Origin of the sequence: Flagellimonas spongiicola (assembly GCF_023502425.1) — a bacterium.
In the GTDB taxonomy this organism is placed as follows: domain Bacteria; phylum Bacteroidota; class Bacteroidia; order Flavobacteriales; family Flavobacteriaceae; genus Flagellimonas; species Flagellimonas spongiicola.
In genome coordinates this window covers 1-22,470 of sequence record NZ_JAMFMA010000001.1, presented here as the reverse complement: position 1 = coordinate 22,470, position 22,470 = coordinate 1, and the positions used below count along the sequence as shown (strand labels likewise).

General features: G+C 40.6%; 15 protein-coding genes and 2 tRNA genes. 4 read left to right on the top strand and 13 right to left on the bottom strand.

Features of this window, described 5'->3' with window-relative positions; all coding sequences use genetic code 11:
- Nucleotides 1-10 precede the first annotated feature (10 nt).
- The gene (locus tag M3P19_RS00085) at nucleotides 11-427 is read left to right on the top strand and encodes a thiol-disulfide oxidoreductase DCC family protein (protein WP_249655574.1); all 417 of its coding nucleotides are present in this window, start codon (nucleotides 11-13) and stop codon (nucleotides 425-427) included.
- 3 nt (nucleotides 428-430) lie between these two features.
- Here the strand turns inward: M3P19_RS00085 and M3P19_RS00080 are convergent.
- The 12 genes from M3P19_RS00080 to nhaD all read right to left on the bottom strand — a co-directional run bounded on the left by M3P19_RS00080 (nucleotide 431) and on the right by nhaD (nucleotide 12,820).
- Nucleotides 431-505 (bottom strand) — tRNA-Val (locus M3P19_RS00080).
- A gap of 28 nt (nucleotides 506-533) precedes the next feature.
- Nucleotides 534-944: a 6-carboxytetrahydropterin synthase gene (locus M3P19_RS00075; protein WP_249655573.1), complete on the bottom strand. Its 411-nt coding sequence runs from the start codon at nucleotides 942-944 to the stop codon at nucleotides 534-536.
- Nucleotides 945-1,038: 94 nt separating this feature from the next.
- Complete coding sequence (locus tag M3P19_RS00070; protein WP_249655572.1) at nucleotides 1,039-1,899, bottom strand: hypothetical protein; 861 nt, start codon at nucleotides 1,897-1,899, stop codon at nucleotides 1,039-1,041.
- Nucleotides 1,900-1,928: 29 nt separating this feature from the next.
- Nucleotides 1,929-3,665, bottom strand: coding sequence for a SusD/RagB family nutrient-binding outer membrane lipoprotein (locus M3P19_RS00065; RefSeq protein WP_249655571.1), 1,737 nt, complete (start codon nucleotides 3,663-3,665; stop codon nucleotides 1,929-1,931).
- A 10-nt stretch (nucleotides 3,666-3,675) separates the two neighbouring features.
- On the bottom strand, nucleotides 3,676-6,930 hold the full coding sequence (locus M3P19_RS00060; protein WP_249655570.1) for a SusC/RagA family TonB-linked outer membrane protein: 3,255 nt from the start codon (nucleotides 6,928-6,930) through the stop codon (nucleotides 3,676-3,678).
- A 380-nt stretch (nucleotides 6,931-7,310) separates the two neighbouring features.
- Nucleotides 7,311-7,763: a helix-turn-helix domain-containing protein gene (locus M3P19_RS00055; RefSeq protein WP_249655569.1), complete on the bottom strand. Its 453-nt coding sequence runs from the start codon at nucleotides 7,761-7,763 to the stop codon at nucleotides 7,311-7,313.
- Between the two features lie 280 nt (nucleotides 7,764-8,043).
- Nucleotides 8,044-8,118, bottom strand: a tRNA-Val gene (locus M3P19_RS00050).
- Between the two features lie 73 nt (nucleotides 8,119-8,191).
- Nucleotides 8,192-9,403: a bifunctional folylpolyglutamate synthase/dihydrofolate synthase gene (locus M3P19_RS00045; RefSeq protein ID WP_249655568.1), complete on the bottom strand. Its 1,212-nt coding sequence runs from the start codon at nucleotides 9,401-9,403 to the stop codon at nucleotides 8,192-8,194.
- Nucleotides 9,404-9,407: 4 nt separating this feature from the next.
- Nucleotides 9,408-10,289 (bottom strand): cell envelope integrity TolA family protein, encoded by an 882-nt coding sequence (locus M3P19_RS00040; RefSeq protein WP_249655567.1) that lies wholly within the window; start codon nucleotides 10,287-10,289, stop codon nucleotides 9,408-9,410.
- Nucleotides 10,289-10,675 (bottom strand): ExbD/TolR family protein, encoded by a 387-nt coding sequence (locus M3P19_RS00035; protein ID WP_249655566.1) that lies wholly within the window; start codon nucleotides 10,673-10,675, stop codon nucleotides 10,289-10,291. The genes M3P19_RS00040 and M3P19_RS00035 overlap by 1 nt, the downstream gene beginning before the upstream one ends.
- A gap of 9 nt (nucleotides 10,676-10,684) precedes the next feature.
- On the bottom strand, nucleotides 10,685-11,377 hold the full coding sequence (locus M3P19_RS00030; RefSeq protein ID WP_249655565.1) for a MotA/TolQ/ExbB proton channel family protein: 693 nt from the start codon (nucleotides 11,375-11,377) through the stop codon (nucleotides 10,685-10,687).
- Nucleotides 11,378-11,434: 57 nt separating this feature from the next.
- Nucleotides 11,435-12,820, bottom strand: a complete 1,386-nt coding sequence (gene nhaD / locus M3P19_RS00025; RefSeq protein WP_249655564.1) for a sodium:proton antiporter NhaD — start codon at nucleotides 12,818-12,820, stop codon at nucleotides 11,435-11,437.
- 232 nt (nucleotides 12,821-13,052) lie between these two features.
- On the opposite strand from nhaD, the gene M3P19_RS00020 reads away from it, so the two are divergent.
- From M3P19_RS00020 to M3P19_RS00010, 3 genes are all read left to right on the top strand, one after another.
- Nucleotides 13,053-14,195 carry an acyl-CoA dehydrogenase gene (locus M3P19_RS00020; RefSeq protein ID WP_249655563.1) on the top strand — a complete coding sequence of 381 codons (1,143 nt, stop codon included), beginning with the start codon at nucleotides 13,053-13,055 and terminating at the stop codon, nucleotides 14,193-14,195.
- A 315-nt stretch (nucleotides 14,196-14,510) separates the two neighbouring features.
- A complete protein-coding gene (gene gltB / locus M3P19_RS00015) occupies nucleotides 14,511-19,019 on the top strand; it encodes a glutamate synthase large subunit (protein ID WP_417953118.1) in 4,509 nt (1,502 codons plus the stop codon).
- Nucleotides 19,020-19,029: 10 nt separating this feature from the next.
- Nucleotides 19,030-20,496 (top strand): glutamate synthase subunit beta, encoded by a 1,467-nt coding sequence (locus M3P19_RS00010; protein ID WP_249655561.1) that lies wholly within the window; start codon nucleotides 19,030-19,032, stop codon nucleotides 20,494-20,496.
- Between the two features lie 59 nt (nucleotides 20,497-20,555).
- On the opposite strand, the gene M3P19_RS00005 is transcribed toward M3P19_RS00010, so the two are convergent.
- Entirely contained in the window at nucleotides 20,556-22,289 is a 1,734-nt protein-coding gene (locus M3P19_RS00005; protein ID WP_249655560.1) for a T9SS type A sorting domain-containing protein, read from the bottom strand.
- Nucleotides 22,290-22,470 lie beyond the last annotated feature (181 nt).

Below are 22,470 nucleotides of genomic sequence, written 5' to 3'. Positions count from 1 at the left end.
TAAACTTGGAATGGCATTGGATTTGGTCCGACCAATACTCCAAAACCAATATGCCATGGAAAGAAATGTTATTGTTTTTGACGGAGAATGTAATTTATGCAATGGAGTTGTTGGTTGGCTTTTGGCATATGCCCCAAATGGTCAATTTCAGATGATTCCGTTTCAGTCTCCAATGGGAAAGCAATTGTTGCAACAAAATGGCTATGCCACCAACACCCTAGAAACTGTAATTCTTTTTGACGAGCATGGCGAACACACCCTTTCCGATGGATTTTTACGTATCCTTTCCAAAATTCCGCAGTGGGCAATAATTGGGAGTGCACTTGCGCTAGTCCCAAAAGTTATTCGGGATAACATCTATAAACTAGCGGCAAAAAATAGAGTGAGATGGTTTGGCAAATCCCAAACCTGCGCAATAAGCATTTAAAAGTGGGATATACTGGATTCGAACCAGTGACCTCTGCCCTGTCAAGGCAGCGCTCTAAACCAACTGAGCTAATATCCCTTAAAAGCGGTGCAATATCGTAAAAATGTTACCAATCACCATACTCTGCCGAATTCTTTTGTGTCTCATGCAATGTAATATGCAATAACTGTCCGGTTGTGAGTTTAGGTTTCAAGATATCATAAATGACTTTCACAAAATATTCGGTTGTAGGCAATCCGTGACTAAACTCCGGGCAATCCTCATTCAGGTTTTTATGATCAAAACGTTCCTCAATTTCATCGTGGATCAGCCCGCCTAAAACTGCCAAATCCATAACAAATCCTGTATCTGGATCTACTTCACCCCGAACTCTTACCTCCAAATCAAAATTATGACCGTGAAAACTTGGGCTATTGCATTTTCCAAAAACCTCCTTGTTCTTCGCATCACTCCAATTCGGGTTATGCAACCTATGAGCGGCATTAAAATGTGCTTTTCTGCAAATTGTGGCAATCATTTTGCAAAGCAAATAAAAAGATGTGACAAGACCCAGTTTTATGCAAAAAAAGAGCCACCTAAAGGTGGCTCCTCCAAAGATTAATTTACTACTATTAGGAACAAATATTCAATACAATTTCACCTGGTGTAGGGCCAGGTCCTCCGGCTGCCGCCACTTCGCCTGACGGCGCCAGTAAAACAAATAGATGCTCGGCTTCAAAATTACCGGGTGTATACGTAAATACAAGTTCTGTGGTTCCTGCCGGAACGGAAATGGTAAACGATGCCGCACCTCCAGCTGCAATGGTGTAATCCGTGGTCGTACCATCTATATTCACAGTTATAAAGGCACCATCCCATCCGTCACCGAAAGTATCTGTCATATCCAACTGATAATCCCCGGTAACAGGGGTTACTGGAATACAGTTAATTCCTGCCGAATAGGCGAACGGTGATGAAAAGAACGAACCATTAGCCACAGTTCCAGCTGCATTGTTCGTAAACACCCTACCATCGGTCAACAAGGCTTCTAGACGAAAACTAATAGCATCCCCACCATCTACGGTTGAAAAATCCGTACCAGTGCTTGTTAGTGCCTCATTCAAGGTAACTACCAAATCAGCTCTTGGAAATCCAAAAGGCCCTGTACTAAAGGCAGAAGTTGGCAATGTGACCACCAATGTCTCTGCAGATGATTCGTTATTGTCATTTTCGATCGTATTGTCCACGAATTGTGCAAATACCCGCACCTCTGACAACAGTCCTCCATTTTCCTCATCTTGAGCCTCCAAAGTAACTCCAAAAGTGGACGAAGGATCAAGTAAGTTGTATGTTGTACTTAGATTAGCCACAGTTCTTAAAACCAAACCGCGCCCTACCGTAGCTTGAACATCATCGACAATTTTCTCCTCGGTACAGGATAAAGCCGTAACCAACCCTACAACGAGCATTATATATGTGCTTATTTTTCTCATAATACGTTTTTTAACTTTCATTGTTATGATTAGTTTGATGCCGGAAATGTTGGTCCAGCTGGATTGTTATCCCAAAACACTTGAACCGCAAGATTGGCTTTCTGTGTAATGTTGGAGTTGGAGGTGACCGCCTGATTTGGATAGAACATTGACCTCGGAAAACTTCCTGGATCAGGTTCCCTATTGGGCTGTAAACTGTTTGGAAATCCTGTTCTCCGATAAAAATTGTACGTTTCTATTCCATTTCCATAATGGGAAACAAAATAGTTTTCAGCCAATATGTTCCATTGGTCATCACCTGTAGCAGCAGCAAAATCCGCAACCACGGTATTGATAAAATCAGTCACATCCGTAGCAGAAGGTTCAAAAGACAGATCCGCATTTGGATCTACAGCAGAAGCAGCAGTCACCTTTGCAATTTGCTTGGTCATACCAGCTTCTAGGAATCCTTGGGCTACCGCCGTATTCCCTTCTACTAAGGCCATTTCCGCCCTCCAGAAATCTACCATAAATGCATCCAAGATCGGTGTAATTCCCAATCCACCACCGCCATTGGATAATGGGTCCGTAGGTTGGGCCACAGGACTGAAACTATCATCATCAAAACGACCACCTGCAGGATACACTCCCCAAGTCGTTCGAACCGGCCCGTCAGGAGGCGTACCTTCGTCATCACCATGGTCCCTACCCCAATATCCGTTAGGAAGGTTACAAAAGGTAAATCCACCATTCGTATAATGTGCTGGAGGTGTCTGCAATGAACAACGTAAGGTCTGTTCATCTGGATCTATTTCTACCCCGGGAACTGCATTGGTTTGGCGGTAGAAATAATAACGCATCCTAGGGTCATTGTTCACCATCATTTGATTCATCAACCAATTGGAGGCGTAATCCCCAGGTCCATTGGACACATAGTTAAGCCCATAACGGGGGTGCCTATTATCTGGTTGTGCAGCACTCGTGCCAGGCCATTGAAAATCAAAGTCATCGGCAGAATCCGAGATAAAGTCTCCGGAATTCACAATAGCATTAAAAGCCACTACAGCACCTGGGTCTACCAAACGCGTTTGCAGATACAGTTTCATTTTTAACGTATTGGCCGCCTTAACCCACTTTGAATAATCATTGTTATAGAAAAATTCTACCGCTGGCGTAGCCGAGGCCGTATTGGTAAAATTGACAATTGCCTGATCCAATAAGGTTTGCGCCGCCTGATACACGGATTGCCCACTATCTAAAATCGGATTAACAATTTCAGGTGCTTGTACGGCTTCGGTATAGGGAATGTCCCCAAAGAAATCCACCAAAGACGAAATGATATAGGCTTCAATAAACTGTGCAATCCCCAAATGACGGGTCAAACCTGCTTCTTCGGCCAAGGGCGTCATTAGTCTTATATCAAAAAGAACTCCCCGATAAGCATTGTCCCACTCATCATCCACATCCGAATCTTGGTATGTACTTTCATAATCCCTACTACTCATTTGCATTACCCGCGTAAGTTCCATACCCAAAGGCGACAATCCATCACCAAACTGAAATCCACCGGTGACAAAATTATCATTGGGATCACCTGCGACATCCCCATCCAAGTGTCTTGCAAAGTCCTCTTGGATAGAGCTAATAAAGAAATCCGGAGAGGCCTGCTCTGGAGTTAAAAAGTTAGGGTCGTTTGTTAAATCCAACTCTGTAACTTCACATGAGGTCATTAGGATCAGAACTCCTGCAAAAAGACCTCGAATAATATGTTTGCTTCTTATTTTCATGTTATTTTTTTTAGAAGGTTGCTTTTACACTGAATCCATATCGTCTTGAACTTGGCCCATTTAGGAAATCGAATCCAAATCCATTACCTACTCCAGTCCCCGATGTATTCGGGTCAAAGTTGGCACCGTCAGGCGTATTGATCGCATCGTACCAAAGATTGAAACCGGAAAGGGTAAATGATAGTGCACCAAATGGCGTATCCTCCAAGAATTTCTTGGGAAGCGAATAACCCAGTGTAACTTCTTGCAATCGCAGCACGGTTGCATCGAAAATTTGCAGCTCGGATATATTCCCCAAAATGTTGTTGAAATAATAATCTGAGTTATTGATCTGAACGTCATTGACGCGTCCATCACTTTGCTGTACACCTGGTAGAACAAAAGTGTTCTCACGATCAATCGTCTCAACGATCAACCCTCTACCCAGCAGGGTGGAAATAGTACTGGACCATATGTCTCCGCCTTGTGTCCAGTTGAACTGAAAGCCCAAGCTGAAGTTCTTATATGAAAAAGTGTTATTGATGTTGGCCACAAAATCAGGGTTGGGGTCACCAATGACTCCATCCTGGGAATCCTGAACATAATCCCCGATTGCATTAACTACAAAGTTGCCAGCATCATCCCTAAGAATCCTACTACCATAGATAATACCCAAAGGCTCACCCTCAATCGCTGCATTACCCAAGTTTCCAAAACCGGAATAAACGATTAAATCCGTTTCTTGACCTAAATCTGTTACTTCCGATTCATTGGCTGTAAAATTGATGTTCGTACTCCAATTGAATCCACCCGGTTCTTGACTTCTAAAGAAGTTCAAACCTAAATCAACTTCAACACCTTGACCTTTGATTTCACCAACATTGGTGTTTGTTCTGAAATAACCAGATGAAGGATCCAGTGGTTGCTGAACAATCAAATCTGTGGTGGTACGCTCGTATATGGAAGCATCCAAAGTAATACGGCCATCCCACCATCTCGATTCTATTCCCAATTCAATTTCATCAACACGTTCAGGTTTTAAATTGGGATTACCCAAAGTAAGTGGACTGGTATTGGAAACCGTATTTGTTCCATTTGGACCCTGAAAATCCTGTGTATCCAAGTTTAGCCTATTGGCCACCGGAAAATTATCTGAATTGGCATCAGGGAAACCAGCAGAAGTACCATAACCTGCTCTAATTTTTAAATAGTTCAGGACATTCTCACTTTTTAATCCTTCAAATGCAGTTGTAGGTACAAAAGACAAACTGGCACTTGGATAAAACAATGATCTGTTTGCCGTTGACAAATTAGAGACCCAATCATTTCTTCCCGCAACCGTCAAATACACATAGTTGTCATAATCCATTTCTACTTGGCCGTAGAATCCAACTAAGTTTCTTTCTGACGTTCCTTGAATTTCATTCTGATTTAAAAAGTTGAAGTGTCTAAGTACCCCAAATACTTGTTGGGCATCACTGGCAACACCACTTTGATTGAATATCTCTCTTCTACCGTTGACACCTACATTGAAGGTTGTACCGATCATTTCGGTAATATCGTAGTCACCATTCAAGGCCAAGTTGTGGTCCCAAATTGTATTGGTGTTGTTCCAAGTTTCATAGATCCCACTAGCCAATCGAGGTTGTGGTACATTACCATTAATACCTCCTTTGTTTTGATAGTTAAGATTATTCTCGCTGTACACATCCAATCCGACTCTATAGATTACATTCAAATTATCATTGATTTGATATTGTAAGCCCATATTACCAAACACACGATTGGTTTCTTGTTCGGTTCCAGCGTTGTTTGCCGTCCACAAGGGGTGCTGGATATCGTTACCATTTCTATAGTAAATACTCCTACCGTCAATAGGGCTTTGGAATGGCAGCCCAACAACATCAATACTTCTTGGCGTAAAGAATAGATCCCCAAAAACGGAAGAACCTGAGCCTGTAGCACCATTACCTTGACTAAGCGCCACAGGAGGGGAAATAAATTTAGTACGTGAAAAATTCATAGCACCAGTAACGGTAAATTTGTTACTAAGCACGGCACGACCCCCAACACCAAAATTGTTTCTATTCAAACTATTTCCTGGCGTAAATCCTAAGTCTTTTAGATGTCCGTAGTTGGCATTGTAAGACACCTTCCCATCATCCGAAGCTCCGCTCACATTAACGGATAGATTGGTAACGGTCCCTGTTTTGAAGAAATCTCCAAAACTATCGTACGGCCTCCATTCGTATCTCGCATTGGCAAACTCTGGAAAAGCTTGTTGCCCAGCTGCAGAGATAGAATATGGGTGTGGCAAAGTTCCTTGTGCATCAAAAGCAGAGCTATTGCCCCAACCCGATATCCCTTCGCGATCGAAACTTGGCCCCCAGTTACTAAAGAACCAACCAAATGATTGGTCAAAACCATTACCATATTGATTTTGGTACTCTGGTGTGGAAGCGATTTCATTAAAAAACAGGGAAGTGTTTACAGTAATTTCTGTTTTCTTGGCTCCATCACCCCCGGCACCTGCTTTAGTTGTAATCAAGATTACACCATTTCGTCCTAAAGAACCATAAAGGGTGGAAGCGGCAAGGCCTTTTAACACGTTTACACTTTCAATACTATTGGGGTCCAAATCCAAAAATCTACTTGAACCATTATTCCCATTTATGAAATCTTGTCTCGAACCCTGTCTACCAGAGGCGTTGGTATCTCCATTAAATGGTACACCATCTACAATAAAGAGCGGCTGATTACTTTGACTAAAGGAATTGTAGCCACGTATAATAATGTTGGTACCTGATCCGGATAATCCGCTTTGCTGTGTAATGTTCACACCAGAAGCCTTACCCATAAGGACCCTTCCCAAGTCACCTTCGGCTTTTTCCTCCAATTGTTCTGAACTTACTTCAGCAACGGCGTACCCAAGGGCTTGTTTCTCCCTTTTAATACCTAATGCCGTTACCACAACTTCTTCAAGTGCTTGTGCATCTTCCTCCATCTGAAGGTTAATCACGTTCGCAGCACCTACGAGTCGTCGTTCAGGTTTTTGACCTATATAAGTATAGACCAATGTTTGGCCAACACTGGCCAAGATGGAGTAATTCCCATCAAAATCGGATTGTGTTCCTGTGGTGGTACCGTCAACCAAAATGTTAACACCGGGTAGCGGTATTCCGGCTTGATCAATGATCGTACCTGTAATTGTTTTTTCTTGGGACCTCGCGGTAGTTATGCCTAAGAGCATTAACACAAACATCCCAACTAGCTTTTTTACTTTCATAGAGTTAGCAGTTTTGTTAGAAAATAATGAGTCAGTGCAACTGAGAAAGGCAGGCGGGAGAAGGTGGTATTGATAGCTAATTCAAATAATACTCCCTAACACGAAAACAAAACTTAATGGAAAGTTTTTAATAAGGTAGTAAGGCCACTCACCGCCTTACCTTTACAATTGCACTAACAAAACAATTGTAGTACCATCAACCGCGAGTACTTTTAAAACGGGAAACACCTAAAATTTTGGGACGCCCAAGGAAACGAACCTCATTTAACAAACAATTATACGCGACAGTAGAATTTTTTCGGATTTCTGAATGAGATAATATTCAAAAGCGTTAATATCAAGATATTAAGTTGTTGAATCTACTAGTAAATGGTTATGATTTAGGAAGCAAAAGAGGACATTGCCCTATAATCATTAGGACTTAAGCCGGTTTCTTTTTTGAACGCGTTATGAAAGCTTGTTTTGCTATTGAATCCAACTTCGTACATCACAGCTTTCACACTTAGATAAGGTTGGTTACGAAGCAATTCTTTGGCTTCCGCAATGCGATACTGATTGATTAGTGAATAGAAATTTTTTGAAAGGTATTCGTTCAATACTTGTGAAACCTTATATCGGTCTCTTTCTATGTAATTGGAAAGTTCATTAAGACAGATGGTATTGTTCCTGTAGATTTTGTCATATGCAAATGCTTGGGTAATTCGTTGTTGAATTTCCGTGGCTTCCTGCAAAGTCAGGCCTGATTTAACGTATTTAACCGCTATCGTGGTGCCTAGTTGAGCCTTTGTACTGGAAGACCTAAATGCAAGTATGTCTATTAGAAACTTCTTCATATTGAGTCATCTGCGACTTAATTACATTCAATTTCCCACGAATTAAAGAGTTTCTGGGTTTTTCCGATAAGGTTTAACGTAAACCTTTGTCGGGAGAATTTACAATTATCCCATAAACCCTATAAATATTGTAGATTTATCAGAAAGACTTCGATTACCCGTAGTTCTTACTTTTTGGAATACCACTGAAAGAAATATGTGATTTTGAAGAATAGTTGGTTCTTTCTTCAGTTTCTTGAAGTATATAAGCAAAAAAGGCTACCGTTTCCGATAGCCTTTGTGGGCCCTACTGGATTCGAACCAGTGACCCCCTGCTTGTAAGGCAGGTGCTCTGAACCAACTGAGCTAAGAGCCCCATTCATTTCCCTAAATGGGAGTGCAAATATAGCACCATTTTTTATTTACCAAAAAGAAAAGAGATAAAATATCTAAACTACTTCTGCCACTACAAAAGTACTGCCCCCGACATAGACCATATCGTCTTTTTGGGCTTCCTTGAGTGCGGCCTCTAAACCCTTGGATACTGTTGCGTATTCTGTTCCAACCAATTCATATTTCGACGCCACTTTCTTGAGCTCCCCCGCAGCTAAACCCCTAGGGATATTAGGTGTCACAAAATAATAGCTTGCATTAGATGGAAACAGTTCCAATATCGTATATAAGTTTTTATCATTCACAAATCCCAGCACCAAATGCAGCCTATTGAACTTTTGCTCCGACACCTGCTTTAGAACCAACTGCAAACCTTCGCGATTATGGGCTGTATCACAAACAATCAGCGGTTCCTTCCCCAAAACTTGCCAACGACCTAGCAAACCGGTATTGCCCGCTACATTCTTCAATCCATTTCTCAGATGTTTGTTTTTAATATCAAAACCATTCAATTGTTTAAGCGTACAAACAACACCTCTTATGTTCTTGATTTGGTATGTTCCAATCAAATCCGTTTTGTAATGTGGAATATCTTGATCATCGGCAAAAGTAATTTCCGCCTTATTTTTAGCCGCAATCAATGAGAAAATTCCAGTAGTTTCCGCTTGTTTTTCGCTTATGACCACCGGAGTATTTCGTTTGATGATTCCAGCTTTCTCCAAAGCGATTTTTTCTATAGTATCTCCAAGTATCTGAGTATGATCTAATCCAATGTTCGTTATCAATGAAACTTCTGGTGCTATAATATTGGTAGAATCCAATCTACCTCCTAAACCCACTTCTATTATGGCAATGTCAACTTTTTCCTTTGCAAAAAATTCGAAGGCCATACCCACCGTCATTTCAAAAAAAGAGAGTTGGTTTTGTTCCAAGAAGTATTTATGGGATGCGATAAATTGTTTTACTGCCTTTTTATCGATCGTTTCACCATTTATTCGAATTCGCTCTCGGAAATCCTTGAGATGCGGACTTGTATACAATCCTACTTTATATCCCGCCTCTTGCAGAACGGAAGCCAACATGTGACTACTTGAACCTTTACCATTTGTTCCTGCAACATGTATACTTTTGAAGTTTTCATGAGGATTTCCCAACCTTTCGGTCAACACAATGATATTATCAAGCTTTTCCTTCAATGCCACAGTTCCCTTTTGCTGGTACATTGGCAATTGTTGGAACATCCAAGTCAATGTTTCCTTATATGTCATCTGATTATTGACCTAACTTGAAGTTGACCACTACAAATCCTATTTGTTGGGAAGGCGCATTGGAATCAAGGTTCCAGCGGTGCATAAAAGCAGTTTTACGAGCCGGTTCCAATAAACAAGGTGCATTGTTGGTTGTACCTTTAACACCGGGGGTTGCTTGAATTACCTTGCCATTCCGATCCACCACAATACGGACCACAACCCGCCCATCTTCATTACACTCCTGTTGTACTTTACCTTTATTGACCAAAGAACGGCCATTAAGTCCGTAGCCGCCAGTGCCGCTGCCACTACCAGGACTTCCGTAATAACTAGTGGCATACGGGTCGCCATCAGGTTTGCCTTTGTCACCGGGCTTGTTATCATCACCTTCACTACCTGTTGTAGTGCCATCGGATTTACCTATCCCGCCAATTAAAGCATCCAAATTTTTCTTTTTAGCTTCCTGCTCTTTGCGTTTGCGTTCTGCTTCTTGTTGCTTTTCACGGGCAATGCGTTCCGCTTCAGCCTTAGCTTTTCTTTCAGCTTCTTCGGCTTTACGTTTTGCTTCTTTCTGTTGGTTTATGCGAATTGTTTCTTCGCTTTCTTGGGTCACGACTTCCTCAACTGGCTCTGGCGGTGCCACTGGCTCAGGTTCAGATTGTTGCGGAACAGGTTCTGGGATTTGCTCTGTGACTTGTTGCTTTGGCTCCGAACGGACTTTTTCTTTTGGTTGGATGGTACCACTACCAAAATCCATGGTTCCAAAATTCACCGCAATCCCATTTTCAATGGGCGGATCTAAATAAGTCAATCCTATATAAAACAGCAATAGCAGTAATGCGCTTAACAATAAAGTAGTAAGCGTGAAGGATTTTTTCTTGTGTCTCGTATCTAAAAATGACATTATTTTGGCCGCACAGCCAAGATAACCTTGTAATTGTTTCTATTGGCAATATCCATTACGTTGACTGCTTCTTTGATGGCAACGTTCTGTTCTGCCCTTAGAATGATTGTAGGCTTATCCTGCCCTTCTAGTGCCTTTTTTAATTCAATTTCAATGTATTCTGCATTAATCTGCTCGTTGTTCACAAAATACTCCAAATCCCTATTAATGGTAACAGAAACATTTTGTGTATTGGTCGATTTGCCTTTGGCCTTAGGCAATAACAAATCCAGAGCATTGGGTGCATTGGAAGTCAACATAAAGAACACCAATAACAGGAAAACAATATCCGTCATGGACGACATGCTGAACTCTGGACTTACTTTATTTCTTCCTTTTAATTTCATTTGGGAATCCTAGATTGGTTCATTCAACAAATCCAAAAACTCCACTGCGTTGGCTTCCATTTTATGGACGACCTTATCAGTTCTGTTCACCAAATGATTGTATCCGATGTAAGCGATAATACCAACAACCAATCCCGCTACTGTTGTAGTCATAGCGGTGTAAATTCCTGAGGCCAACGACCCCATTTCCGCTTGTCCGCCGCTGCTTGCCATTTCATGAAAGGCCAAAATCATCCCTATTACAGTTCCCAAAAAACCGATCATAGGAGCGGCTCCAGCCACGGTCGCTAACACACTTACATTTTTCTCAAGTTTATAAACTTCAAGTGTACCCGCATTTTCAATGGCAGTATTAATATCATCCAAAGGCTTTCCAATTCTGGACACCCCTTTCTCAGTCAATCTAGCTACTGGAGAATCTGTTTGGGCACACAAGAGTTTAGCGGCTTCCAATTTACCGTTCATGACATGGTCACGAATCTGGTTCATAAAGTTCTTATCAATTTTTGAAGCTGCCTTAATGGCAAAAATGCGTTCAAAATAAATGTAGAGTGCCACAAATAACAATACAAAAAGCACCATGATAATCACGATACTACCGGTACCTCCATTTACAATTAAATCAATAACAGAAAGTGTTTTTTCCTCCGAAATAGCAGCAGTTGCCTCGGCACCTTCCTCCAATTCTTGAAAAGTAATCATATAAAATCCCCAATTTAAGTTGCAATAATAACGGAGATTTTTGAGCTAAAGTATCTTTTAGAAGAAATATCGCATGATAATAAAACAGATTGCACCGGAAATGAAACCAATGAAAGCCAGCCATGCAATTTTTCGCAAGTACCAGAAGAAATCGATTTTTTCCATCCCCATAGCCACAACACCTGCTGCAGATCCAATGATCAACATACTACCACCTGTTCCCGCGGAATAGGCAATAAAGTGCCAAAGCGGATTATCCAAAGGCTCAGAGAACATTCCCAAACTTGCTGCAACCAATGGAACATTATCAATAATCGCAGAACCGATACCCAAGATTATCACTACTAAATCTGAAACTTCAGTTCCTTCTATTTCAGTACCTAACAATCCGATACCTTGCTTTAAATTCTCCGCAAAGTTAAACAACAACCCTAGAGATTCAAGTGCTGCAACAGCCATCAAAATCCCAAGGAAGAAAAGAATACTTGGCAATTCAATTTTGGTCAAAGCACTATGCACTGGACTATGATGTGAACCAGCGTCACTTTCAGGGTCAACTGAAGAAATCGTTATTTTGGAATTACTGTAAATCTCCGCAAAAGTAGCCACCACTGCAAGGGATAACATCATTCCCACATAAGGCGGTAAATGGGTTACCGTTTTAAAAATTGGAACAAAAACAATTGCGCCTAATCCTAAGTAAAGCATTTTGGAGCCGAATTTAGATTTAGGTGGAGCGGCTTCTTCCAAGTCTATTTCGCCTTTAAATGGCGCCATAAAACTTGCAATAAACGTTGGTACCAACATACAGATAAGTGATGGTACCAATAAGTAGCCTATCAATTTGGCCGTAGTCACCTTGTTTCCAATCCAAAGCATAGTTGTGGTGACATCACCAATTGGCGACCAAGCACCACCTGCATTTGCCGCAATAATTATTAGACCCGCATACCAAATACGGACATCTCTGTCCCTAACTACCTTTTGCAAGATGGAAACCAATACAATTGTAGCTGTCAGGTTATCAATAATTGCAGAAAGTATAAATGCCAAGAAGGCAAAAATCCAAAGGATTTTTCGCTTACTTCTTGTTTTTACATAGGATTTTATCGTGGCAAAACCATCAAAGTAATCAATGATTTCAACAATGGTCATCGCACCCAATAAGAATACAAGAATCTCCGAGGTTTTACCTAAATGATGAAGCAGCGTTTCTTCCAACATGTGCATTTTGTCTTCATGCCCTAGTGCACCAAAATTCTCCATCAGCGCATGCTTGCCAGAATCGAACCAAGTTGTAAAGCCATCAATCCCAAAAGCCATCATAGCCCATAATATGGCCATCATGGCCAAAGCTGGGATAAGCTTGTCAATTTTTAGATTATGTTCTAAGGTAATGGCTAGATATCCAAGGACGAAAATAGCAATCAGGATGGTTTCCATAGGTGTTGGTTTAGATGTGTAACTTAATCTGCCTAATGGCGAAGCTTGCTGTTAAAGATATTCAAAATGGTATTTCCTGCATAATCTTATTTTCATAAAATTCGAAATGGGTATAGAACCAGTATAAACCAAAAAATACAATTAACTTATTCTCATTTTTATAGGAACTTTGATGAGAAATTTCCATCGAAGAGCTATATTTGTATGCTTTTTTTAACTATTTGTCAATTATATGGACTTTTCACTCTCCGAAGAACAATTAATGATTCAACAAGCCGCTAGGGATTTCGCACAAAACGAATTGCTCCCAGGAGTAATTGAACGCGATGATGATCAAAAATTTCCTTGGGAACTTGTTCGCAAAATGTCTGAATTGGGATTCATGGGAATGATGGTAGACACCCAATACGGAGGCAGTGGATTGGACACCTTGAGTTATGTATTGGCAATGGAAGAGTTATCCAAGATAGATGCATCCGCTTCGGTAATGGTTTCCGTGAATAATTCCTTGGTTTGCTGGGGACTTGAAACTTTTGGAACGGAAGCGCAAAAGCAAAAATATTTAACACGTTTGGCGTCTGGGGAAATAATCGGTGCATTTTGCTTATCAGAGCCAGAAGCAGGTAGTGATGCAACCTCCCAAAAAACCACCGCACTGGACAAAGGAGACCACTATATTATTAATGGTACCAAAAACTGGATTACCAATGGCAGTTCTGCAGAAGTATTTTTGGTTATTGCTCAAACTGATGTTGATAAAGGTCATAGAGGCATCAACGCGTTAATTGTGGAAAAAGGAATGGATGGGTTTGTTATTGGACCCAAGGAAAACAAATTAGGAATTAGAGGAAGTGACACTCATTCTTTGATTTTTAACGATGTGAAGGTTCCGAAAGAAAATCGAATTGGTGAGGATGGATTTGGTTTCAAATTTGCCATGAAGACATTAGCAGGTGGACGTATTGGGATAGCCGCACAGGCTTTAGGTATTGCCGCCGGCGCCTATGAACTGGCAAAAAAGTATTCAAAGGAACGTAAGGCATTTGGCACTGAAATAGCAAACCATCAAGCCATTGCCTTTAAGTTAGCCGACATGCATACCAAAATCCAAGCTGCAAGAAGCCTTGTTTATCAAGCCGCTTGCGACAAAGATGAACACAAGGATTACACCTTGTCCGGTGCCATGGCAAAATTATATGCTTCGGAAGTGGCCATGGAAACAGCTGTGGAAGCAGTTCAAATCCACGGTGGTAACGGGTTTGTGAAAGACTATCACGTAGAACGTCTAATGCGTGATGCCAAAATCACACAGATATACGAAGGGACGTCTGAAATTCAAAAAATCGTCATTTCCAGAAGTATTTTAAAAGACTAAAAGGGATTAATTCCCCAACCCCATTCTGCAGGCCGTTTTCAATAGGTTTTTTGACTTTTTACATGAGTACCCCTATTAAATTAGGGGGCATCCATATGTGTATAACATGTTTTCCAACCATATACCCATCAATACAATCAATTTAAATACTTGACCTACCCCTAAATTGAGATATTGACAATTTCAAGGCGTTTAAATTTAAAATTTGAATGATTTTTAACGTTATAACACAAACGTTGATGAATTAGTTGTATTTGATTAAAAACCATGATGTTTCTTCATCAAAAAAGATATTTTTGAGGAAATACTGTAATGATGAGGACACTGAAAAAGCAAGGGTTATACCTGCCAGAATTTGAGCATGACAACTGTGGAGCAGGTTTTATTTGCAGCCTTAAAGGAAAGAAATCCAACGATATCATACATAAAGCACTTGAAATTCTTGATAAACTGGAACATCGAGGAGCGGTTAGTGCGGACGGAATAACTGGTGATGGTGCGGGTATACTTATAGATATCCCACATGATTTTTTTACAGAGGTATGTAATTTTGAAATTCCAATCCCAGGCAGTTATGCGGTAGGTAATGTCTTTCTTCCTAAAAAAGAAAACCAACGTGATTTCTGCATTAAAACCCTGGAAGAAAATATAGAAAAACAGGGGTTAAAGTTACTGGGGTGGAGAGATGCTCCGGTCAACGCTTCGGTACCTGGGAAAATAGCTGCCGAAACGGAACCTTTTGTAAAACAAGTCTTTATCGGCAAAACAGAGGATCTGGATGATTTTCAGTTCAACCTTAGACTTTTTATAGCACGAAAGGTTACAGAGCATACAATTTTAAAAAGTAAACTCTCGCAGAGTCAGTTTTTTTATCTGCCCAGCCTATCTACTAAAATCATCATATTCAAAGGTTTATTGGTGCCTCAAGACATTAGTAGGTATTATGAAGATTTGTTGGACCCACGCGTGGTGACACGATTGGCATTAGTGCACCAAAGGTTCTCAACTAATACCTTCCCAACATGGGACCTGGCACAACCGTTCCGCTATATGTGCCACAATGGCGAAATTAATACGTTACGCGGCAACGTCTCCAGAATGAGATCACGTGAAGAATTACTGGAAAGTGAATGGTTTGGGGAAGAAATCAAAAATATACTTCCTGTGGTACTTCCTGGTAAATCAGATTCCGCAAGTATGGATATGGTAGTTGAAATGCTATTAATGACTGGGCGTTCGTTACCGGAAGTTATGATGATGTTGGTTCCTGAGGCATGGGAAAAAAACACAGAAATGTCCGAAGCCAAAAGAGCTTTTTATGAATACAATTCTTGCCTAATGGAGCCATGGGATGGACCAGCATCAATTCCATTTACCGACGGAAATTATATTGGCGCCGTTCTAGATCGTAACGGTCTTCGCCCTTCTAGGTATTCAGTGACAAAGCAAGGGTATGTTATCATGTCGTCCGAAACAGGTGTTGTTGATTTGGAACCAGAGGATATTGAGCTACACGGACGATTGGAGCCTGGTAAAATGTTCCTGGTTAATATGGAAGAGGGAAGAATTATTAATGACGAAGAGATAAAGGAATCCATAGCAAAGAAATATCCTTATAAAAAGTGGCTGAACAACAATTTAGTTCACCTTAAGGATATTCCATATAACGACTGTCCTGTATTTTATGGGGAATTTCCAATTGAAACCAGGCGCGCAGCATTTGGGTACACATTGGAAGATATTAATACCATTATTCTTCCCATGGCCAAAAATGGCAAGGAACCTATCGGATCTATGGGTTCGGATACTCCAATTGCAGTACTTTCAGAGCGCCCGCAATTAATCTACAACTATTTCAAACAATTGTTTGCCCAAGTCACCAACCCACCTTTGGACGGGATTCGTGAAGAATTGATTACTGATATCAGCCTTACCTTGGGAAGTGACCAGAATCTGTTTGATATCAATGAACAGCATTGCAGAAAGCTGAAAATCCAAAATCCGGTAATCTCCAAAGAGGATTTGGACAAGATTAAAAACTATGATGCAAGTCCAGATTATAAAGTAGTTTCGATTTCAATGCTATATGAAATTGCCAAAGGACATAATGGTCTGGAAGAAGCATTGGATTCCATTTTACAACAAGCTCTTGATGCCATTGATGAAGGTGCCAATATCATCATACTCTCTGACCGGATGGTAAGTACCGAAATGGCGGCAATACCAGCTTTACTTGCATGTTCTTTTGTTAACAGCGGACTTAGCAAGTTAGGTAAGCGCTCCAAATTAAGCATTATCGTAGAATCGGCAGAACCAAGGGAGGTGCACCATTTTGCCTTATTGTTTGGGTTTGGCGCCAGTGCCATTAACCCCTATTTGGTAAACGAAATTATTGGAGAGCAAATAGAAGAAAACGATATCACCGAATACACCTTTGATGAAGCCATTAAGAATTACAATAAAGCTATTGGTAAAGGCATTTTGAAGGTGATGAACAAAATTGGCATCTCAACGTTGAACTCGTATCGTGGTTCACAGTTATTCGAATGTATCGGAATCAACACCAAGGTTGTTGACAAGTACTTCCCAAACACACCAACCCGTATACAAGGGATTGGATTGTATGAAATTGAAAAGGAAATTGCCAAACGCCATAAAAAGGCATTCAAAAACCAGGAATTAGCGGCCAATCTTGATATTGAGATTGGTGGAGAATACCGCTGGAGAAGAGATGGTGAAAAACATATGTTCAACCCATTGAGCATTGCCAAACTTCAAAAGGCGGTAAGAAATAACGAGCCTTCTACCTATAAGGAATACTCAGACTTGGTAAACAAACAATCCAAAAACCTAATGACCATAAGAGGACTGTTTGAGTTTTCTAACTACGACCCTATACCATTGGAAGAAGTGGAACCATGGACTGAAATCGTAAAAAGATTCAAAACAGGGGCCATGTCCTATGGCAGTATTAGTAAAGAGGCTCATGAGAACTTGGCAATAGCCATGAATCGTATAGGTGGTAAGAGTAACTCTGGTGAAGGAGGTGAAGACCCGCAACGTTTTTATAAAAACCAAACCGGTGATTGGAAAAACAGTGCCATTAAACAAGTTGCTTCAGGTAGATTTGGGGTTACCTCCAACTATCTTACCAATGCCCAGGAAATCCAAATTAAAATGGCTCAGGGCGCAAAACCCGGTGAGGGAGGCCAACTACCGGGGCCTAAGGTAAATCCAGCAATTGCAAAGACCAGGAATTCAACGCCTTATGTTGGGCTAATTTCCCCACCACCACATCACGATATCTATTCTATTGAGGATTTATCTCAACTTATTTACGATTTGAAATCTGCAAATAGGGATGCCCGTATCAACGTGAAATTGGTCTCCGAAGTGGGAGTTGGAACTGTGGCTGCTGGGGTTTCCAAAGCTAAGGCAGATGTAATCCTTATTTCTGGATTTGATGGTGGAACAGGAGCATCTCCCCTAACTTCTTTAAAGCATGCCGGACTTCCTTGGGAATTGGGAATAGCTGAAGCTCAGCAAACCCTTGTACTCAACGATTTGAGAAATAGAATCGTCTTGGAATGTGATGGGCAATTAAAAACGGGAAGGGATGTTGCAATTGCTTGTTTATTAGGTGCAGAGGAATTTGGCTTTGCAACTGCGCCTTTAGTAGCATCTGGATGCATTATGATGCGGGTTTGTCATTTGAACACCTGCCCTGTTGGAATTGCTACTCAAAATCCAGAATTGAGGAAAAAATTCAAAGGTAAACCCGAACACGTGGTCAACTACATGTATTTTGTAGCACAGGAGCTGCGTGAAATCATGGCCAAACTAGGATTCAGAACCGTAAATGAAATGGTAGGCCAAGTTCAAAAGCTAGATCGCAAAAAAGCCATTGCGCATTACAAGGCAGCCGGAATTGACCTGACGCCAATTTTGTATCAAGTGGATGTACCAGATGGAACCAAATTCCACAATACGGAAAGTCAAGTTCATGGAATCGAAAAATCTATTGAGTTTGATATCATAGCACAAGCCCATCCTGCTTTATTTAGAAAGGAAAAAACCACACTGGATTTCCCAATCTACAATACCGACAGGGCCGTTGGATCTATAATCAGCAATGAAATTTCTAAGATTTATGGTGCAGATGGCCTACCAGAGAACACTTTGAAATTGAATTTTACAGGTTCAGCTGGTCAGAGTTTTGGAGCTTTTGCAACCAAAGGTCTAACGATGATCGTTAATGGAAACACCAACGATTACCTTGGAAAAGGACTTTCAGGGGCAAAACTAATAATCAAAGTTCCTTTCAACTCCACCCTAAAACCAGAGGAAAATATAATCACAGGTAATGTTACACTTTATGGTGCTACCTCAGGAGAAGCCTACATTAATGGAAAGGCAGGGGAACGTTTTTGCGTGCGTAACTCAGGAGCAAAAGCTGTAGTTGAGGGAATTGGAGATCATGGATGTGAATACATGACTGGCGGAGTTGCAGTAATACTAGGGTCTGTTGGAAGAAACTTTGGAGCAGGTATGAGTGGTGGCATCGCCTATGTCTACGATAAAGAAAACACTTTCAGAAAACGTTGCAATGGTGAAACACTAAACCTTTTGGCGGTAGAAGAAGATTCAGATATCAAACAGTTAAAAGAATTGATTGAAAATCATTACAACACTACGCTTAGTCCATTGGCACAAGAACTTTTGGAAAATTGGGAAGAGGAATTGCCTAAGTTCATAAAAGTATTCCCAGAAGAATACAGACAGGCACTTATTCGATTGGAAAAAGAAAAATTACAAACCTTATAATTGTTGAAGCATGGGGAAAACGACTGGATTTATGGAGTTTGACAGGATTAACGAAAGTTATGCACCTGTCAAGGAAAGAATCAAGAACTATAAGGAATTCACTATTCCGCTTAAGGAACAGCAGTTAAAAGATCAAGGAGCACGCTGTATGGACTGCGGTATACCCTTCTGTCACAGTGGGTGTCCTCTTGGGAATCTGATTCCAGATTTCAATGATGCCGTATATCAGGGTAAATGGGAAAAAGCGGCAAAAATCCTTCATTCCACGAATAATTTTCCGGAGTTTACTGGAAGATTATGTCCAGCTCCGTGTGAGGAAGCATGTGTTTTAGGAATAAACGAAGACCCTGTTTCTATAGAAAATATTGAAAAAAACATTGTTGAAACCGCATTTAAAAAAGGATGGGTGCAAGCTGAACCACCAATAATTCGTACGGAAAAAACCATAGCCATTGTAGGTTCAGGTCCGGCAGGTTTAGCAGCTGCCCAGCAATTAAATAGAGCTGGGCATACCGTAACCGTGTTTGAACGCGATGAAAAAGTTGGAGGCTTACTCCGTTATGGCATTCCAGATTTTAAAATGGAAAAAAACATCATTGACCGTAGACTTGAAATCTTGGAAAAAGAAGGTATCCATTTTAAAACTGGTGTAAATGTAGGAGTGGATATCACAGCCAAGGAGCTACAGGAAGAATACGACGCCTTATTGTTATGCGGTGGTGCAACGGTCAGAAGAAATCTTCCAATACCCGGTGCGGATTTAAATGGCGTGGTCCAAGCAATGGATTTTTTACCTCAAAACAATAGAAAGGTGGATGGCATTCCGTATGAAGGAAAAGATCTTACAGCCAAGGATAAAAAAGTAGTCGTTATTGGAGGTGGAGATACAGGCTCCGATTGTATTGGCACTTCAATCAGACATGGTGCAGATTCAGTTATCAATTTTGAAATAATGCCCAAAGGAACAACTGATAGACCAGAAGGACAACCTTGGCCATTTTGGCCTATGCGATTACGAACCAGCACTTCACATAAAGAGGGTGCCGATCGTGTTTTTAGTATTTCTACCAAAAAATTCGTGGGAGATGAAAAAGGCAATTTGAAAAGTCTGATTACTTCCGAGGTGACTTGGGAAAAAATTCCAGAAAAAAGACCTGTACTAAAAGAAGTTGAAGGCTCTGAAAAAGAATGGGAATGCGATCTTGCCTTATTGGCACTAGGATTTACCGGCTCAGAAACAACTATTGCTGACGAATTAGGGCTAGAATTAGATCCACGCACAAATGTTAAAGCATCTGTTTTGGATTATAAAACCAATGTCCCAGGGGTTTTCGTCGCTGGCGATCAGCGACGAGGCCAATCTTTGATTGTTTGGGCTATTTCTGAGGGCAGGCAAGCGGCACACCATGTTGATACCTACTTGATGGGTATATCAAATTTACCCCTGAAAGGTGATGGAGACCTTCCAAGGGTATAACAACTAACCATAACCAACCTAACCGAAAACTCCTGATGCATTAAAGCACAGGAGTTTTTTTATTGTATGACCAATCGATGCACTTCAGTTGCTTCTGAGCTTATTAACTTCAAGAAGTATAGTCCAGCTGCAAAAGATTCCACATTGAAGGAAGTTCCTGTTTTATAATCCCCTTTATACATAACTCTCCCATCCATCCCTGTTAATTCAATTTGAACTTTATCGTAGTTTGAATGCATCAACCTAAAAGAAGAGCGGGTAGGATTTGGATAGAAAATTGTTTCTCTACTGACATCTACAATTTGATTGTTTAGCTCCAGCTCTTCCGGAATTGCAGCCCTTAGGCTAGTTCCACTAGACTGAAATTCAAATGCACCAATATCAAATCCGGTTCCTGATGGTCTAGAATTAGTATCCATATCAAAAGTGATACCCCATGATGATAACGTTGAACCGACATCAACCAAAGCAGAACCACTACTTGCCGGTGTGAAATCCAAGATAGACGGATTTGTCAGTCCTAATGTATCAATGTCACGGGACATGATATTCGTATAGATATTGGTCAACAAACTATCCCTTGTATCACGTTCATTAAAATCAAAATAACTCTCCTGATTCTGTTTCCATGTATTACCTCCTTCAAAATCATATCCAGGGTCTATGACCAGATTGTTCACAAAATAGGAGCTTACTTCACTTTGATTACGATATAAATCCGATGGATTGATGGGATGCAATACCGTGGTATTATAGTGAACACCAGCTCTTTGAGGTTCTATTATAGTGTTGTTGGCTATATAATAGCCATCATTAATATCTTCAAATTCATGACGGTTATGTAAAAAGATACCGTGCATTTTAGGTTTTACAAAAACATTATTAAAAACCTTGGTTCCGCTCTCACCATTGATAACCTGCATACCCCATCCCTTTTCCAAAGTTCCATTCTCAACAAAGTTGTTGTAGATCTCATAGGTTCCACCACCAATACTCATTGCGAAGGATTGCCCCCAATGACCTTTGGTGCCATAGTTATAAATGTAATTATCCCTTACTTTCCCATTTTCGCGTGTGAGGTTAACCTGGATAGCATCCCAACCAGTGTTTTCCACAATGTTATTATGTACATCTACATTTTCAAGCCAATGACCATAGACTTGGGTTCCCCCACAGTTTTTACCGCTATCTAGTTTATACCCCAAAGTATACCCAATATACATGCCCTCACCTCCTGTGTCATGGATATAATTATGATGAATATTCAAATTCTTCATAATAAAGCCATTGATTCGCCACGTAGCCGTATTGTTACAATCTGGATCCGTTTTAGCCATAAATCCAGCAAAACCAGCTGTAGCCACCTCAATATGATCAACTTCTACATCTGTAGTTAATGCACTCAGTACAATACCCATAGCCCATGAGCCAGTTCCTGCGATTTTAATTCCATAATTATACCCAGAATCACCCGCTCCAGTTAAATGGATATATTCACTATTCTTAAATTCCAATGCAGAATAGGCAGTTTCATTCAATACTACCTGTCCCCCACAATTTTTAAAAGTAACAGGGTTGTTCGCAGTTCCTTTAAAGTCATAAAATCGAATACCGGCATAGTTACCGGCAGGAATACATATGGTATCTCCTGGGGAATAATTGATATTGGATGCCCAAACAAGATTCAATGTAGTAGAGGATAGGCCAGATAATGTAACATCACAGTTACAAGATTGACTATAAACCCCTAAGGAAAAGCAAACAAATAAAGGTAATAGTAGTTTTCTACTCATGGTATTTAGATTTATTGATTTAAACCAAATACCACAGCAAGTATCAATTACATTTTATCAAACATCCTCATGGTTGGGAGAACAGATTTGGGTTGAAAGGTGACGAAAGTAAGCATAAAGTAGTATTTTTCCTACTTATGTTATCGTTTTGTTTTAAAATGGGCGATAATTGAGTTTATCC